The organism is Actinoplanes sp. CA-131856, from assembly GCF_050956135.1.
Classification (GTDB): domain Bacteria; phylum Actinomycetota; class Actinomycetes; order Mycobacteriales; family Micromonosporaceae; genus Actinoplanes.
The window spans coordinates 10,581,975-10,598,582 of the sequence record NZ_CP191849.1 but is presented as its reverse complement, the minus strand read 5'-3'; the positions used below and the strand labels follow the sequence as shown (position 1 = coordinate 10,598,582).

Genomic DNA, 16,608 nt, shown 5'->3' with positions numbered 1-16,608 from the left:
CGGTCACACCTCTTGTCCGGGCCACAGCCCACCTGCCGACGCGCCAGCGCAACCCGTGACTGCTGCCGGATACGCCGCCCTCGTCCGGCACCACCACGCCCGTGCGGGCACCTCACCGATGACCGCCGTCGCACCGGTTTACGCGCCTGCTCGGCGCCGGCTCTGCAACCTCGTCGACGCCGCCGTTCCGCTCTTCCCGCTCCCACGAGAGGACGATCTGTGCATCCACCCCGATCACACCGCAGAGCCACCTTCCGGCAACTGGCAACAATCACCGCGGCGCTGCTCTGCGCCGGAGTCATCACCGTCGTCGGGCCCCCGCCCGCTGCCGCCGCCCCGGCCCCCGTCACCGCCTCCTCCCCGGCCCTCGCGGCATCAGCGATGGCCGTCACCACCACCGGCGACTTCGCCGGATACCAGAACCTGGCATACGGCGCCTCCACGGCCATGAGCAAGACCGCCTACTCCGGCCACGAGGCCAAGAACACCGTCGACGGCGATCCCAGCACCTACGCCCAGGAAGCCGCGGGAGCGATCTTCGATCTCGAACTCGGGCTCACCGACCGGGTGCGGTTCAACGCCGCGGTCATCGGCCTCTACGACAAGCGGTACCCGATCACCCGGTTCCGACTGAGCGCCAAGGACGGCGACACCTGGGCGCCCCTGGCTGACCGTGCCGTGGCCGACGCCGAGAAGAGCGCCGGCAGCATCGTCGAGCGACTCGCCGAGCCGACGTCCGGCGACGCCGTCAAACTCGAGATCCTCGCCGGCAGCCGGTGGCTGTCCGTCTCCGAGGTCGAGATCTACGACACCACCAAGCTGCGCGCGGTCACCGCGAACTATCCGACCGGCAGCAAACTCACCTCCGGCACGACGGTGACGCTGCAAACCCTGGACGAGGGCGCGACGATCCACTACACCACCGACGGCTCACCCCCGGCCGCCACGTCCACGCCGTACTCGGGGCCGATTCCGATCACCGCGCCGACCGTCATCACGGCGATCGCGGTGGCGGACGGGCGGGAAACCTCCGAGGTCGTCTCGTTCTCCTACACCATCCGTGACCCGGCCACCTACGTGCCGATCGCCAACCCGAGGCCGAGCGTCTCCTCCCTCGCCGACACCGGCACGTCCGCGGCGGCCGCCATCGACGGTGACATCACCACCAGCTGGCGGCCCGACGTCATCGGCGCCGAGAAGAACGAGGCCCGATGGATCACCCTCGACTTCGGTGCCAGTTATGACATCGCCGGGATGGACATCACCTGGCCGGAGGAGAACGGGAAGTACACCTATCTCGTCGAGGTCTCCGACAACGACATCGCCTACTACCCGTACTACCGGGGTGACGGCACCTCGACCGAGCGCCTCCACTCGATCGACCTCAAGGACTCCCACCGCCGCTACGCGCGGATCAGGATCACCGGATCCAACGGCGGCAAGACCATCGGCGTCTCCGAGTGGACGGTGTACGGAACCAGGAACACCACCGCCACCCCGGAACAGCGCATGCCGACCAGCGCACAGACCGGCGACTTCGACCGCGTCGTAGTCAACGCGATCCCGGCCTCGATCCCCGCAGTGACGAACCCGAAGATCTCCCTCAACGGCGCCTGGCGCTTCACCATGACACCGCAGAACGCGTTCTGGGAGAACGACGCCGACACCAGCTCCTGGGCCACCGCCACGATCCCCGGCAACCTCGACCACCAAGGCTTCCCGGTCTACCTCCCCGGCACCCCGACCCGGACCGGTATCGCCTGGGCGGACACCCGCTGGTGGCCGGGCAACAACGGAGAGATGGCATACAAGCAGCAGATCGACGTCCCGGCCGACTACACCGGCCAGAACGTGTTCCTGCGCGTCGACAAAGCGTTCAGCTACGCCCGCATCTGGGTCAACGGAACATTCGTGCGCGAGCACCGCGGCGAGTACAACGCCTTCGACGTCGACATCACCGACTACGTCACGCCTGGGGCGAAGAACTGGGTCACCATCGCCATCACCGCCGAAGGCAACAGCCTCGAAGGCGTCGGGCTGCTCGACGCGGCCACCGCCTCGGATTACGAAAGCCGGTACAAGGCGAACAAGGAGGGCTACGGCTTCCTCGGCCTGCGCCACGACCGGGGAATCCTCGGCGACGTGACGCTGTTCGCCGCGCCCAAGACCCACCTCAACCGGCTCCACGTCGAAACCGACTTCGACGACGACTTTCAGAACGCCACCCTGAAGGTCACCGCCAGCGCCGGTGCGCTCGACGCCGGCACCGCCCAGGTCGACCTCACGCTCACCGACCCCCAGGGCAACCCGGTCGCGCTCCCGGCCGGCACGCTGCAACTGGCTGCACCGCTGACCGACGTCTCCGTCGCCAACACCGTCACCACGCCGGCCAAGTGGGACGCGGAGCACCCGAACCTGTACACCCTGACCGCCACCGTCAAGACCGGCACCACCACGGTCGAGACCCTGAGCAAGAAGGTCGGCTTCCGGGAACTGTCCACCACCGGCGGCGTCTTCAAGGTCAACAACGTGCCGACGAAGCTACGTGGCGTCAACTTCCTCACCCAGTACGGCACCGACGTCGCCTACGACTTCGCCCGGCAGAAGATCTACCTGGAAGAACTCAAGGAAAACAACATCAACTTCATCCGTGCGGCGCACTTCCCGCTCAGCACCGAGACCCTCGACTGGGCCGACGCCAACGGCATCTACGTCGAGCAGGAGAACTCCATCACCTTCGTCGGCGAGTTCGGCGACCACGCCAAGAACGACGCGAACTACACCGACTACTTCCAGCACACCGCCAGCGAGATGGTGGAGAAGGACCGCAGCCACCCGAGCGTCATCATCTGGTCGCTCGGCAACGAGTCCCGCTGGGGATCGAACTTCCAGGCCGAAGGCGCCTACGTCAAAGCCGACGACCGGACCCGCCCGACCATCTTCTCCTGGGGCGGCAGGTACTGGGCACCGGCCATGGAGTCCGGCAACATCGCCCCCGCGGACTTCGTCGTGGACATCCTCAGCCAGCACTACCGCATCGCCGAAGACGGCCTCAAGTACATGAACCGCACCCGGTTCAAGAACATGCCGGTCCTCTGGGACGAATACGCCCACGGCTTCCTCGACACCTCGATCGGCGACCTCCAGCAGGACCCCGGCCTGCGCGAGACGTACTACGCCACGATCAAACGCGACTGGGAGGAGGTGTACGCCAACGACCGGCACATGGGCGGCGCGATCTGGAACTTCGTGGACTGGTACACCGAAGGCAAGAACCAGGTCGACGGGATCGGTGACTGGGGCCAGGTCGATGTCTGGGGCCGCGAGAAACCCGAGATCTACGGCACCAAGAACGTGTACTCGCCGGTGCAGTACAAAGGCGCGGACGCAGCCGCCTACCCGGCAGCCGCAACCGGCGCCCTGACGCTGCCCTACGAGAACCGCTACGAGACCGTCAACTTCGCCGACGCCGACTTCGCGGCCTACGCCACCATCAACAACGGCCAGCGCACCAAGATCACCGCCGAGCTGGCGCCCCGGGCGACCGGCAACCTAGCGGTCCCCGCACCCACCGACGGATGGAAGTACGGCGACACGGTCAAGCTGGAGTTCGAGAAGACCACCAACGGCAGGACAGTCAACGTCGTGACGAACATCATCACGATCGGCTCGCCGACCTACGTCTTCGCCCAGTCCGGCGCCGAGACCGCAGCCCCCGCCGTGACCGACACCGACACAGAGATCACCGTCAAGGGCACCGACTTCGACGTGACGTTCGACAAGACGACCGGCCAGATCACCACCGGCAACTCCGGCGGCAAGACGCTGCTCACCGGCGGACCCCACCTCAACCTCGGTCGCGGCTACCTGCAGTCGAAGAACACGGCCCAGACGAGCTCCGCGACGACCTCCTACCTCGGCCTGGGCACCTGGAAACTCGAATCCATCAGCTCCACCACGCAGGACCGGCAGGCCGTCGTCACCATCACCGGCACCTACACCGGCACCGCGCCGAAAACGGGCGCCGACCCGATCGTCACCCCGGTGACGTTCACGCTCGCGTTCGACGGACAGGGCAAGATCGTCTCCGGCTACACCATCGACACGACCGCGGCCGCGGCCTACCTGTCGACGCTGACCACCAGCGGGTCCACCCAGGTCCAGGCCTACGAAGCGGGCGTAGCCTTCGACCTGGCGCCCGAAGCCGAGTCGGTGACCTGGGACCGAGACGGATACTTCTCCTACTACCCGAACGACCAGTACGGCCTCAACAGCGGCACAGCGTCGAAGGAGGTCGACTACCAACGGCAGTGGGGCGTGCGGCCATCCATGCCGTGGAAGTTCGACGACAAGGACTTCTACAACTTCGGCGACGAGGACAAAGGCGGACGGGGAACCAACGACTTCCGCGGCTCGAAGACCAACGTCCACTACGCCCAGGTCGACTTCACCGACACCGATGCCGTGGTCAACGTCGAAGGCAACGGCAACGACTCCGTGCGTGCGGCCGTCAACGCTGACCGCACCGTCCGCCTCAACGTCAACTCCGGCTGGGGCTTCCCCGCCAACAGCAGCCTCAACCAGACACCGTACGTCCTCAAAACCGACACCGACGGCCGGTTCTCATCGACGGTAGCGATCAGGCTCAGCAGCCAAGACGCGCTGCGGTACCCGAACTACGAGTCGGCGAACGCCGCTCAACGTATCGCACTTACCCAGCCCGACGGCCGTGCCGCGATCAACACGGACAAGGGCACCCTGGACTTCGACGCCCAGACCGGCACCGGCACCACCACCGGCGTGACATGGTCGGTCGTCGGCCTCGACGGCAAACCGACCACGGCCGCCATCGTCAGCACCGGCGGAACGCTGACCGCGATCGCCAACGGCTACGTCGTGGTCAAAGCGACCGCAGCGGACTCAACCGGCGCCACCGGCGCGGCGATCATCCGCATCACCGGCCAGAGCACCACGGCCACAACATGGTCGGCTCAGACGCAATACGCGGCCGGCACGCTGGCGACCTACAACGGCGCCATCTACAAATCGCAGTGGCAGACCCGCAACCAACAGCCGGGACTCTCGGCGACCGGACCGTGGGCCGAGCTGGGAGCACAGGTCTTCTGCGACAACGGAACCCACCGCGCCTGGACCGCATCCGCCGTATACATCAAGGGCGACCTCATCGTGCAGGACACGACAGTGTTCGAAGCGCAGTGGTGGACCCGCAACCAGAAGCCGGGCGACCCCACCGGCCCATGGTCCGCGAAAGGCGCATGCCACCCGGACGACGCCTCCGCGACATGGTCACCGACCACCATCTACCACCAAGGCGACCTCGTCACCCACAACGGCCACCAATGGCGGGCGAAATGGTGGACACGCAACCAAGAGCCGGGAGACCCGAACGGCCCGTGGGAAGACACAGGGCCGAGCACCAGCTAAGACCTCGAATACCGCCCAGCGGCTCCGCCGACACTGAACCCAGACGTGAGCTTCCCCGCTTCGCCGAAGCGGGGAAGCTCACCTCGTTCGAGGCCCCGCGCCACCGCCAGCAGCAGTCCTTATTTCTGTCGTGCCCCTGGCTAGATTCCTCTCATAGGGCCGGCACCGGCCCTCCTCCGCAAAGCAACGGACCAGATGCTTCCCCTCCGCGAGCCCTGCGGGTTCTACGACTCACCCCGATTGATGCGTGGCGCGAGAGGTTGTCAGACCCGGCCTCTATCCTCGGCTGGTGGACTCCGTCGTGAAGGACTTCTTCGTCTCCTACACCTCAGTCGATAAGGCGTGGGCCACGTGGATCGCGTACATCCTCGAGGCTGACGGTCATACGGTGACGATCCAGGAGTGGGACTTCCGGCCCGGCAGCAACTTCGCCGTCGAGATGGACAAGGCACTCAAGCAGTGCCCCCGGATGATCGCGGTGCTCTCACCGGCCTACCTCAAGGCGCAGTTCCCGACCCCGGAATGGACTGCCGTGTTCGCCAGCGATCCGGAAGGCGTGAAGAACGCCCTGGTGCCGGTCATGGTCGAGGAATGCCAACCGGCGGGCCTGCTCAGCCAGGTCGTTCAGATCCGTATCCAAGGAAAGGACGAGGACACCGCGCGCAAGCTGGTCCTCGAAGGCGTCCGTCGCGAGCGCAACAAGCCCACCACACCACCGCCGTTCCCCGGCCCCTCAATGACCTCATCGCCCCCGCCCACCGTCGGCGCCCCCTTTCCTGCTGCCGTCCGGACTTCCGGGGGAGGACCCGCTGACAGACTGCGATGGCAAAACCCGGGTTCGCCGATCACGGTGTCCTGGCACCGCGACCTTGATCCGATGCACGGGCGGCAAGGCCAGCAAGGCGCGGCAGTAGTCGAGGTGCATATGGTCTTCTCCGGCGAAGACTCTCGGCTCCAGGTCAGCGAGTTGAGTGACCTCAAGGATCGACTGCCCGACCACGGGCGCAGGACCGGGATCTTTACCCAGCTCGAAGCACTGGAGTCCCATTCCGACGCCACTCTCGCTCGGGCGGCCGGCGGCAGTTGGGACAATGCCAAGGGCCTGGCGGTAACGCGTTCCGGTCAGCGGTCGGCGTGGGCGCCACTGCCTCGCGGATCCTTCGGCTCCGTGATCGACGTCGAACACCTCGGTGGTCAGGTCGCCGACATGCTCGACGCATTGACCGCCCTTGACCTGCCACACGGCTCGCTGGTGGTGCCGGCGATCGGGCTCGATCCGGCGACCATGATCTCCTACGGCAGCGCCACCAACCCCAGCAACCACGTGGCCCTTGGCTTCGACCGCGCCGACCACATCCACGTCAACCCCGATGAGGCAGTCGAGTACGACGCGGTCGTCACCCGTTCCGCTGATGTCGCGGCAGAACTCGTGGCTCGCCTCATTGCCCAGCACCGTGCCGTCACCGGACTCCGATGAACCTCAGGAGAGCATGATGGGTGCCGAAACCGTGGGCACGGAGATGCCGGTGCAGGTGAGCCTCGATGATCTCGCGGCCATGGCGGCGGCCGACGAGAACCATCGCTACGAGCTCAGCCCCGAGGGCGTCTTGTCGGTCGCGCCGGCAGCGGATCCTGGTCACGCGCTGCTGGTGTCCAGGCTCTTCGCTTGGCTCCTGTCTAACGATTACGGCCCCGATCAAGTGGTCGTCGATTGCGGCATCGACATCGGCGGCGCCCGCGTTCCCGACCTGACGGTATGGGCGAAAGGATCACCACCGCGGGTCAGTCGGTCGAGCTACGCTGACACCGCCGGGCTGCTCCTCGTCGTCGAGGTGCTGTCCCGGGGGTCTGAAGTCGTTGACCGGATCATCAAGAAGGCCGAGTACGCCGAAGCCACGATTCCGCACTACTGGATCGTCGAACGCGACAACGCCACCACGGTTCGCCAATACGTTCTGAATGCCGACACCGGCGGCTATCAGCTCGGCCCGGATGGAACACAAACGCTCGACCTGCTGTTGACTGCCGTTCCCTCCATCCCCTGAGCCGCTACGGATCAGAAGGTTAGGGGTTCGAGTCCCTTCGGGCGCACAAGATTGAGATGGGTCTGAACTGCGGAAACGCGGGTCAGGCCCTTCTTGCTGTCCGGCCTGTGTGGACGATGGGTGTCACGTGGGTGGCACATGGGTGTCACTACCGTCCGTGACGGTGCGGGTGTTTCCGGGCCCGTGACCTGCGGCGGCGGCTCTTCTGATCGGCCCTATTTCCCGGGGTGATTTGTTTTTCGTCGCGCCCCGCGGGCCGATTCTTCGCCGCCTTCTCCTTGATCCGTTTCCGGGTGTGCCGGGCTGCCGCGAGGACCAGGGCGGCGGTGGCGTCGGCGCAACGGCGCTGGGAGTCGGGCAGGACGCTGGTGTAGGTGTCGGCGGTGACCACGATGCTGGAATGCCCGAGTAGATCCTGCAGCGTCTTCAAGTCGGCGCCGGCCTCATGCGCCAGCGACGCGGCGCCGTGCCGCAGGTCGTGCAACCGGACCGGGGGCAGCCCGGCCCGCTCAGTGAGTTTCCGGAACCGAGTGGTGGCGTAGTTCGGGTTGATCGGCAGGCCGTCCTTACGGCTGAACACATAGCCGGAGTCGATCCAGATCTTGCCGGCAGCGTGCCGGCGATCGCGGTGGTTGAGCTGCCGACTGCGGTGCGCGCGCAAGATGCTGACGGTGTGCTTATCCAGGGCGACGGCCCGGCGCCCGGCGGCGGTCTTGGGGTCGCCTTCGACGACGGTGTAGCCGGCGGTGGTGCGCTGCCGCTCAACGACCAGTAGCCCACGATCGAGATCGACAGCCGCCCACCGCAGCCCGCAGAGTTCACCGCGGAGCAGCCCGCGCAGGGCGGCGAGCCACCAGAACGCGAACAACGAATCCTCGACGTTGGCTTCCAAGAAGGTGGCGAGCTGTTTCGCAGTCCACACCGCAACCGCCGGGTGTTCCCCGGTGAGTTCCCACTGCTCGACGCGGCCGTCGGTCCAGACCTGGGCATGTGGGCGCCGGTAGCCGGCGATCTCGATGTGCCGGGCCGGGTTCGACGCGATCAGCTCTTCGCGGACGGCCAGGTTCAGCGCGGCACGCAGGGTGGTGCGCAGATGGTTCAGTGCCGACGGTGACTGTGGTAGTCGTTTGGCGTTGGTGGTCTGCGCGATCTCGGCGAACACCGCCCGCAGCAGCGGCCCGTCGAGATCACTGAGCCGGTAGTGGCCGAGGCGGGGAATGAGCACCAGCTCGACGTCGCGGGTGTAGGCCAGCCGGGTCGTCAGCCGGATCCGGGTCCGGGTGTCCAGCCAGTGCCGCAGCCACCGCTCGAGAGTCCAGCCGTCACCGGAGCGCCGGGCGGCGCTGTCGGCCAGGCAGTCCTCCCGGGCTTGCCGGGCGGCGTTCTGGGTCAGGAAGCCGCCGCGGCGGATGCGTTCGGAGCGGCCATACAGGTTCGGCGCCGAGCACTGGAAGTACCAGGACCCGTGCCCGCGCTCAGGCAGTCTGGGGCAGGTCTGCTCCAGCCGCCTGCCGTGCTGGTTGCGGCAGCCACACCGTTTGAAGGTTCTGTTCGTACTGGTCATCGCCCTGCCCTCCATCACCGATCCGCTGCATTGAGCGTGATGGACGCGGGCGGGTGGAGGACTCCCTCGGTGGAGTGACACCGCGACTGACGGCTACCGATCTTGTGGCCGGGCTTGGTTGCCGTCATGGCTGACGGGCGCCGACGAACCCGATCGCCACGCGGCGCTCAGACGCTGTGCGGCCTGGTGGTGCGCCGCGTACGACTTGAACCGCTGGTAAAGGGACTTAGGCGGGATCGTCGCTGCGGACCTGGACGGTTTCACCGTTGCCGCGCAGGTCCTCGGTGACCTGTTTCTCCGTCATGGCGACCAGGTGTGAGTCGACGGTCGCCTCACCCTTGAGTCGTTCATAGGTCGCGTGCACCCGCTCGGCCAGTTCTGCGCGGCTCACGTCAGGGAACCGTTGAGCCAGGGTCTCGACCTGGCGTTGCAGGGCGATCTCCGGGTCGACCAGGCCCCCGGCGGCGGGTTCGGTCATCGCGCACCTCGCAAAGTCGTCGTGCTCCTTGCGCTGGTGATGCCCGCCAGCCGTTGCGGCCATTCGGGCGTTAGCCCAAAGTTCACTTCCATCCGAACGAGATCAGGGAGCGTGCCGGAGGCGGTGGGCGGGCACGCCGGCGGCGGTGAGCATGCCAGCCAAGGTCTGCGACGGCTGGTCGAAGAACACGGCGACTCTGTGGTCGTCGCCGAGATGGCAGGCCGCCACCATCGTTCCCAGGTTGATCGGGTCGAGCTCGCGGACGTCGATGAGGTTCAGGGCGAGGCGAAGGGGCCGCTCATGCCGGATCGCCTGGACGAGGATGCGGCGTAGTTCGACCGCTCGGGCGGCGTCGAGCACACCGTGGGGCCTGATGACGAGGGTGCCGTCGGAACTGGTGTTGACGTCGACCGTGTCCGCGGTCATCGAGTCACCTTTCGTTAACCAGTGTTCTCCGAGTCGTCAACCATAGGGCTCGCCCGGGCCAAGGTCGAGGAAACGTCCATAGAGTTCATCCGGTCACAGCATGGTCACGAGAGCCGCCGTCAGCGCCCCGGCCACGGTGATCAGGCACAACCCGAGCCCGGCGCCCGTCAACTGTCTATTGCGTACTTGATTCCTGGCTACGGGCTGCTGCAACGCCAGCCAGGTAGTCGCGCCGAACAAGGCCAGCGCGCCCGTCGTCAACACGATCACGTCGACACCTTTCTCTGCGATGCCGTCGTACCGAGTCTTCGCCGACTGGGCCGAAGCGGCCCGCCGAGGCGGGTGAACGGTTGGTGAAGTATCGGCTGGCGCTACGCGATCATCGCGAGCGGCGGCTCGGCCCCGGAGGGGTGGCTCAGCCGGTCGGGCGGCACCGGTCGGCTGAAGTAGTAGCCCTGAAGGAGGTTGGCGCCGATCTCGGCCAGCGTGGCGGCCGTGCCGGCGTCCTCGACACCTTCGGCCACCAGGGTGAGACCGAGGCCGTGGGCCATCCGGGCGACTGCTTCGACGATCACCCGTTCCTGCCGGTGGTGTACCCGCATGACGAAGGTCCGGTCCAGCTTCAGTTCGTCGAGCGGCAGTGAGCTGAGCAGCGCTAGTGACGTGTAGCCGGTGCCGAAGTCGTCCATCGCGACTCGTACGCCAAGATCGCGTATCGCTTGTAGCCGCCGGGCGGCCTGGTCGGGGCGGGCCACGACGGCGCTTTCGGTGATTTCGACGATCAGTGCCGTCGACGGCAGGCCCGCCTGGGCCAGCAGACGCGCGATGAGCGTGACGATGTGGTCGGAGGTCAGTACCGGCGCGGCCAGGTTCACGGCCACCGGGACCGGCCAGCCCTGGTGGTGCCAGCGGGCGGCCTGCCGGATGGCTTCGGCCAGCACGTACTCGGTGAGCGGGTGGATGACGTCCGAGCGTTCCGCATGCGGCAGGAACGCGGCGGGTGACAGCAGCCCGCGTTGCGGGTGCTGCCAGCGTACGAGCGCCTCGAGGGAAACGGTCTGCCCGCTGACCGCGTCGACCAGCGGCTGATAGTGCAGCACGAGCTCGCCGCGCTCGATCGCGGAGCGCAGCTCGGTCTGGATCGCGAGGTCGCCGGACTCGGCCGCGGCGAGGTCCGGATGCCAGACCTCGACCGGGGTGCGGTCGCGTTTGGCGGCGTACATGGCCGCGTCGGCCGCGCCCAGCAGCTTGCCGAGGTCGTCGAGTCCGGGTTGTGCGCCGTGCGCGACTCCGAGCGCCGCCTCGACCGTGATCGGCACCCCGGCGACGGTGAACGGGCCCTGGATCGCGCGCAGCAGATAGCGGGCGGCGTCGGTGAAGCGTTCGGCCGTCCCGGTGCGGCGGGCACGGCCGGGCAGGTCGTCGATGTCATCGAACAGCACGACGAACTCGTCGCCGCCGAGCCGGAACGCGGCGCCGGGCGCGCAGGCACCCTCGAGCGCCGTGGCAACCTGCTGGACCAGAGCGTCGCCGTGGGCGTGCCCGAGGGTGTCGTTGATCTCTTTGAACCGGTTGAGGTCGATGAGCATCAGCACCGGGGTGCCTCCGCGGGTGATGATCTGGGTGCCGAGCTCGGTCAGCAGCCGGCGGTTACCCAGGCCGGTGAGGTCGTCGTGCAGGGCCATGGACTGGTAGCGCGCGCTGAGGAAGTCGACGAGCGGGCCGACCGGGGCGACGCCCAGCCGGCCGTCGTCGAAGGCGACCACGACGGGGACCGCCTTGCGGCCGGTCGGCCGGGCGAGCGCCGCGCGGGCGGCGTCGTCCCAGGTCATCGCCGACGGCAGCACGAGTGCGGGTGACGGCAGATGCGAGCGAAGGGTGCTGCGGTGCAGCAGGGCCCGTCCGAAGCCGAGCCGGCCGGTCAGCACCGAGTCGAGGTAGGCCCGATCGATCAGGAAGACGTCGGCACCGCTGACCGCCAGCACCGCGGTGACCGCCGGCTCGTCTCGCAGCAGCGTCTCGACCCGCTCGATGCGGGTGTCGACGTCGACCACCACGATCGGGCGCGCGAGGTCGCCGAGAAGCGGCAACGGTGTCGCTCCAGCGGTGGACCGCATCTGCATCTCTCCTGATCAAGGCCGGTACCTGCTGGCGAGCCGGATAAGGCTCACCTGAGGAAGATCGGCGGGAACCTGGCCAAGATGATCGTTCTGGCGCCATCACGGCAGTGCGAAGGCAGCTCGGCACGAGCAATGAGGTCAGCGTCGCTTTGGAAGGCCAAGACCGGCGTCTAGCCATCCATTCGCCGTTTCGAGCCATCATGGCGGGTTCAGTGCCGAGGCTTCGCCTGTCGCTGCACGCCGTACGACCGCTACTGCACGAGTCTCGAACGCACCGTCGTGATGCCGCTGGCCGGCTGGACGGAGGTTCACCACGCGGTCATGTTCACGGCTCATCATCGATACCGTGATCAGCACTTCCCGAGTGATCGCCGAGACTCTCGCCGAGGAGTTCTCCGCGTTGCCGTCAGGTGTCAAGGTGGCGACCGAGGCGGAGATCGCCCGACGTTTCCGGGTCGGGCGTGCGGCCGCGCGGGCGGCGTTGCAGGAGCTGGAGCGGCGATCGCTGGTGCGCCGGGTCCGGGGTGCGGGCACTTTCACCGCTCGGCGGCTGGACTACCTGATCTCGCCCGACCATCCGCCGTCTTGGAGCGCGACCGTGCGGGCGTCCGGTGCCATTCCGCGGACCGCCGTGCTGGCGTGCGATGTGGTGGCGATGCCCGCCACCGTGGCGACCCGGCTGCACCGAGCCGCCGGGGACCGATGTTTCCTGCTTCGCCGGCGTTCCTACACCAATGACATGCCGGCATCGTGGGGGAACGAGTGGGTTCCCGCCGACCTGGTTCCCGAGCTACCCGCTGCTTTACGGGTAGAGGAGTCGCTTGACCACATTCTCCGGGTCATGGCCCAGGTCACTCCGCAACGGGCCTGGACCAGGGGGCTGCTGGAGTCATCATCGGTGGAGGTCGCCAGTGCGCTGGGAACACATCCGGGCGACCCGGCGTGGCGAGTGGAGAACGTGAACCGGGACGCCGTCGACGGTCGTCCGTTGATGTTCACCGAACGCTGGATTCGCGCGGACACGGTCCGGGTCGTGTTCGAGGTCGGCGCGCTCTGATTCACCCCGGATGAACGGTCTCAGAATCACCGATTCACATCGATGTCATGTTGTTCGGGAACACTCCAGCCGTGCTGGATCTGGGACGCCCGGCCACCGGTGGATCGTCTGGTTGGCCACTGGGCCGTTGCCCGGCCGACTACGACCTCGGGCATGTCCGCGCGGTACTACCCGATGGTGTCCTCGACGACGCTCGCATCGTTGTCCGCGACTCGGTGATCGCCGACATCGGCCCACACCCGACGGCCACCCGGTGCGACATCGACGGCCGAGGGGCGCTGTGCCTACCCGGTCTGGTCGACGTGCATTCCGATGTTCTGGCCCGCGAGTGCCAGCCTCGGCCCGGCGCGGCGATGCCCGCGGATCTCGCCCTGGCCGCGACCGCCGGGCGCCTTGCCGCGGCCGGCATCACAACCGCCTACCACGGTGTGGCGTTTCAGGAGTTCAGCCCGGTTGGGCTGCCCATCGGCTCGCCCGCCGCCGCGGATCTCTACCCGCACCTGCGGGCCGCCGACTGGCGTGTCCTGCACCGGGTCGACATCCGATCCGAGCCGGGCGTGCGCCTCCTGCGGGACGTGCTCGACACCCTCGGCCCCGGCCAGATGCCGTTGGTATCCCATGAGGACCACACGCCCGGTCAGGGACAGTACGCCGACCCGGCCGTCATGCGCCGATGGCTCGTGCAGGCCGAGCAGGTGAGCTCCCGTGAGGCGGCGTCACACGTCTCCGAGTGGCAGCGTTATCGGGGCGGCCTGCTCGACGTCCGAGACGCGACTCTGACCTGGCTCGGCGAGCTAGCACAGACTGGCCGGATCCGGCTCATGGGGCATGACCCCGCCACCGCCGAGGACGTGGACGCTCTGGCCGCCAGAGGCGCCGTGGTCGCCGAGTTTCCCACGACCAGGTCCGCGGCCCAGGCGGCGCGTGACGCCGGCCTTCTCGTCGTGGCGGGCGCGCCCAACGTGGTCCGTGGCGCCTCCCATTCCGGTAACGTGTCGGCCACCGAACTCGTCGCGCGCGGTCTCGTCGACGCGCTTGCCTCGGACTACCAGCCGCCGGCGATGCTCGCCGCCGCCCTGACCCTCGTCGGTCGCGGCCACCTCGACCTCCCGGCCGCCATCGCCTTACTGACCTCAGGCCCGGCCCGCGTTGCCGGACTGACCGATCGCGGCCGCCTCGAACGAGGACTGCGCGCCGATCTGATCCTCGTGGACGGCAACGCGTCCTGGCCGACGGTGTCGGCCGTTCTCGCCGCCTCACCGTGAACCAGCCGCTTGTCCGGACAATCTGCACGGGATCTGCCCGCCTGTACGTTCGGCGGTCAGCCGACCGGCGCCCGTGGTTCCCGGTGCCTGCCTAGCGTCCGTCCTGCCCCGGCACACCGCCGGAGCGAACGCGCTGGAACCGCCCCCGGAGGACACCGTGACCAACGACCATATCGGACGCCGGACACTGCTGGTCGGCGCTGCGACCACAGCGCTCGTGGCGGCCGCGCCACGCCTGGCCGAGGCGGCGGCGACGCCGCCTCGTGCGGCCGTCTTGGAATTCGCCGATCAGTGGACGAACGCGACGGGTCTGGCCGTCCTGCTGCAGCGGGCCGGTTTCACCGTCATCCCACTCGACCTGACCAAGCCCGCGACCACTCAGAACGCCGATCTCATCGCCTTCGGCAGCTTCACCAACAACGACTCACGCTACGGCGCGTACACCTCGGCGCAGGCCACCTCGTTGCGGGACTTCGTCAGTGGTGGTGGCGTCGTTCTGGATCTCGCACAGTCCGATCAATACGGCGCCGCCGTGCCCTATCTCGGCCCGATGCTGGGCGCCGTACGGACCGACGCCGACTACGACACGATCTACCCGATCGCCACCGACCACCCGCTCGTCTCGGCTCTGCCGGTGAACGCCGGGCGGGTTCTCACCGGGCGGGCCACGACGATCAGGGTCAGCTGGGAGACGTTCGGAAGCTGGCGATCGATGCGCGTGCTGCTGGCCTGCGCCGCCGGCGGGAACCCGCCCTGCCTGCTCGAGGGCAGCCACGGCGCCGGCCGGTTCCTGTCCGCCAGTCTCACGCTCGACAAGTGCTACGCGGCATCCGGAGCCGCGGTCCAGCCAGCCGCGGCGATCACGGAAAGCGTCACCTTCTTCACCGCCCTGGCCGGATACGTCAGCCGCGTCCGCGCCGGTACCGCACCCGCCGTCGTCCCCACCCCGATGCCGGCGCAACCCCCGGCCGGCCCGCTCGTCGGCCACACCACTGAAACCAGCGTCCGCCTATGGGCCCGTCCGGGCATCGACCCGGCGGTGTACCCCTCATGGCAATGTGTGGTGCGCAGCGGCTCGGCCACGGTTGCGGCCGTCACCGCGGCCGTTTCCGAGGCCAACGACAACACGCTGCTGATCGACGTCACCGGGCTACGCCCGAACACCCCCTACACCTTCACGATCAGTCCTCCGCCGGCCGCTGCCGGGTTCGCGCCCCTCACCGGCTCGTTCACCACCTCCCCAGCGGCCTCGGCGCCCGCCCGGGTCGTGATGGGCCTGGGCTCGTGCGCTCCGTCCACCCCGAGCGCGGTCTGGACACGGGTGGTGAGCGAGGGCTGCGACAGCTTCGTCATGCTCGGCGACACCCCGTACGTCGACTCCGGCGACCTGGCCGTGGCCCGCACCAAGCACCGCACCTTCCTCGTCCAGCCCGAGATCAAGCAGATGATCGCGTCGATGCCCATTTGGGCGACCTGGGACGATCACGATTTCGGCGGCAACGACACCGACGGCACCTACGCGAGCAAGAAGAACACCCGCACCGCCTTCGTCGACTACCGGGCCAACGCCACCTTCGGTCAGAACGCCGGCGGAACACCTCTGACCAGCCGCGGCGACGGCCAGGGCGTATACACCTCGTTTCGGCGCGGCCCGGTCGAGGTTTTCCTGCTCGACCCACGCTGGTTCAGCCAGACCGGGCCGAGCTGGGCCGATCCGAGTAAGCCGACCTGCCTGGGACAGGCGCAGTGGAACTGGTTCCGGGCAGGCCTGCGCGCCAGCGACGCCACCTTCAAAGTGATCGCCTCGGGAATGGTGTGGGATGACAAAGGCAACAGCGAAAAGGACGACTGGGCCACTTATCAGCACGAGAAGGACGCCCTGCTGGACTTCATCACCGACGAGCAGATCCCCGGATGCGTGCTGCTCAGCGGTGACATCCACGTGTCACGGGCACTCAATTACGGTCCCCGGGTCGGCTACGACCTCTGGCAGTTCATCGTCAGCCCGCTGCACGACAGCACCATCCCGAGCCTGAACACGCCGAGCCCGTACCTCGTGCACAGCGCGGTCGAGCCGCACGTCTTCCTCAAACTCGTCGCCGACACCACGGTCTCGCCGGCCCGGCTCACCGCCACCTGGATCAACCGGGCCGGGACCCGGCTGTTCGAGGTGGCGCTCACCGCCGCTGACCTCGGTCACTGACCGAT

The 16,608-nt window shown here is 67.8% G+C and carries 11 protein-coding genes; 6 read left to right on the top strand and 5 right to left on the bottom strand.

Features of this window, described 5'->3' with window-relative positions; all coding sequences use genetic code 11:
- Positions 1 to 219: 219 nt before the first annotated feature.
- The 3 genes from ACQP2X_RS48780 (at position 220) to ACQP2X_RS48770 (ending at position 7,490) form a co-directional block, all read left to right on the top strand.
- Positions 220 to 5,445, top strand: coding sequence for a glycoside hydrolase family 2 TIM barrel-domain containing protein (locus tag ACQP2X_RS48780; RefSeq protein ID WP_498693202.1), 5,226 nt, complete (start codon positions 220 to 222; stop codon positions 5,443 to 5,445).
- Between the two features lie 289 nt (positions 5,446 to 5,734).
- Positions 5,735 to 6,922: a toll/interleukin-1 receptor domain-containing protein gene (locus ACQP2X_RS48775; protein WP_498693200.1), complete on the top strand. Its 1,188-nt coding sequence runs from the start codon at positions 5,735 to 5,737 to the stop codon at positions 6,920 to 6,922.
- 16 nt (positions 6,923 to 6,938) lie between these two features.
- A complete protein-coding gene (locus tag ACQP2X_RS48770; protein ID WP_498693197.1) occupies positions 6,939 to 7,490 on the top strand; it encodes a Uma2 family endonuclease in 552 nt (183 codons plus the stop codon).
- A gap of 148 nt (positions 7,491 to 7,638) precedes the next feature.
- Here the strand turns inward: ACQP2X_RS48770 and ACQP2X_RS48765 are convergent, their stop codons facing one another.
- From ACQP2X_RS48765 to ACQP2X_RS48745, 5 genes are all read right to left on the bottom strand, one after another.
- The gene (locus tag ACQP2X_RS48765) at positions 7,639 to 8,973 is read right to left on the bottom strand and encodes a tyrosine-type recombinase/integrase (RefSeq protein WP_498701309.1); all 1,335 of its coding nucleotides are present in this window, start codon (positions 8,971 to 8,973) and stop codon (positions 7,639 to 7,641) included.
- A gap of 307 nt (positions 8,974 to 9,280) precedes the next feature.
- Positions 9,281 to 9,532, bottom strand: coding sequence for a three-helix bundle dimerization domain-containing protein (locus ACQP2X_RS48760; RefSeq protein ID WP_498693195.1), 252 nt, complete (start codon positions 9,530 to 9,532; stop codon positions 9,281 to 9,283).
- Positions 9,533 to 9,634: 102 nt separating this feature from the next.
- The gene (locus ACQP2X_RS48755; protein WP_498693193.1) at positions 9,635 to 9,958 is read right to left on the bottom strand and encodes an STAS domain-containing protein; all 324 of its coding nucleotides are present in this window, start codon (positions 9,956 to 9,958) and stop codon (positions 9,635 to 9,637) included.
- Positions 9,959 to 10,051: 93 nt separating this feature from the next.
- Positions 10,052 to 10,228 carry a hypothetical protein gene (locus tag ACQP2X_RS48750; RefSeq protein WP_498693191.1) on the bottom strand — a complete coding sequence of 59 codons (177 nt, stop codon included), beginning with the start codon at positions 10,226 to 10,228 and terminating at the stop codon, positions 10,052 to 10,054.
- Between the two features lie 101 nt (positions 10,229 to 10,329).
- Positions 10,330 to 12,075 carry a putative bifunctional diguanylate cyclase/phosphodiesterase gene (locus tag ACQP2X_RS48745; protein ID WP_498693189.1) on the bottom strand — a complete coding sequence of 582 codons (1,746 nt, stop codon included), beginning with the start codon at positions 12,073 to 12,075 and terminating at the stop codon, positions 10,330 to 10,332.
- A 349-nt stretch (positions 12,076 to 12,424) separates the two neighbouring features.
- Here ACQP2X_RS48745 and ACQP2X_RS48740 point away from each other — a divergent pair, with 349 nt between their 5' ends.
- The 3 genes from ACQP2X_RS48740 to ACQP2X_RS48730 all read left to right on the top strand — a co-directional run bounded on the left by ACQP2X_RS48740 (position 12,425) and on the right by ACQP2X_RS48730 (position 16,603).
- Positions 12,425 to 13,135, top strand: a complete 711-nt coding sequence (locus ACQP2X_RS48740) for a GntR family transcriptional regulator (protein WP_498693187.1) — start codon at positions 12,425 to 12,427, stop codon at positions 13,133 to 13,135.
- A gap of 71 nt (positions 13,136 to 13,206) precedes the next feature.
- A complete protein-coding gene (locus ACQP2X_RS48735; protein WP_498693186.1) occupies positions 13,207 to 14,400 on the top strand; it encodes an alpha-D-ribose 1-methylphosphonate 5-triphosphate diphosphatase in 1,194 nt (397 codons plus the stop codon).
- A 157-nt stretch (positions 14,401 to 14,557) separates the two neighbouring features.
- The gene (locus tag ACQP2X_RS48730; protein WP_498693185.1) at positions 14,558 to 16,603 is read left to right on the top strand and encodes an alkaline phosphatase D family protein; all 2,046 of its coding nucleotides are present in this window, start codon (positions 14,558 to 14,560) and stop codon (positions 16,601 to 16,603) included.
- Positions 16,604 to 16,608 lie beyond the last annotated feature (5 nt).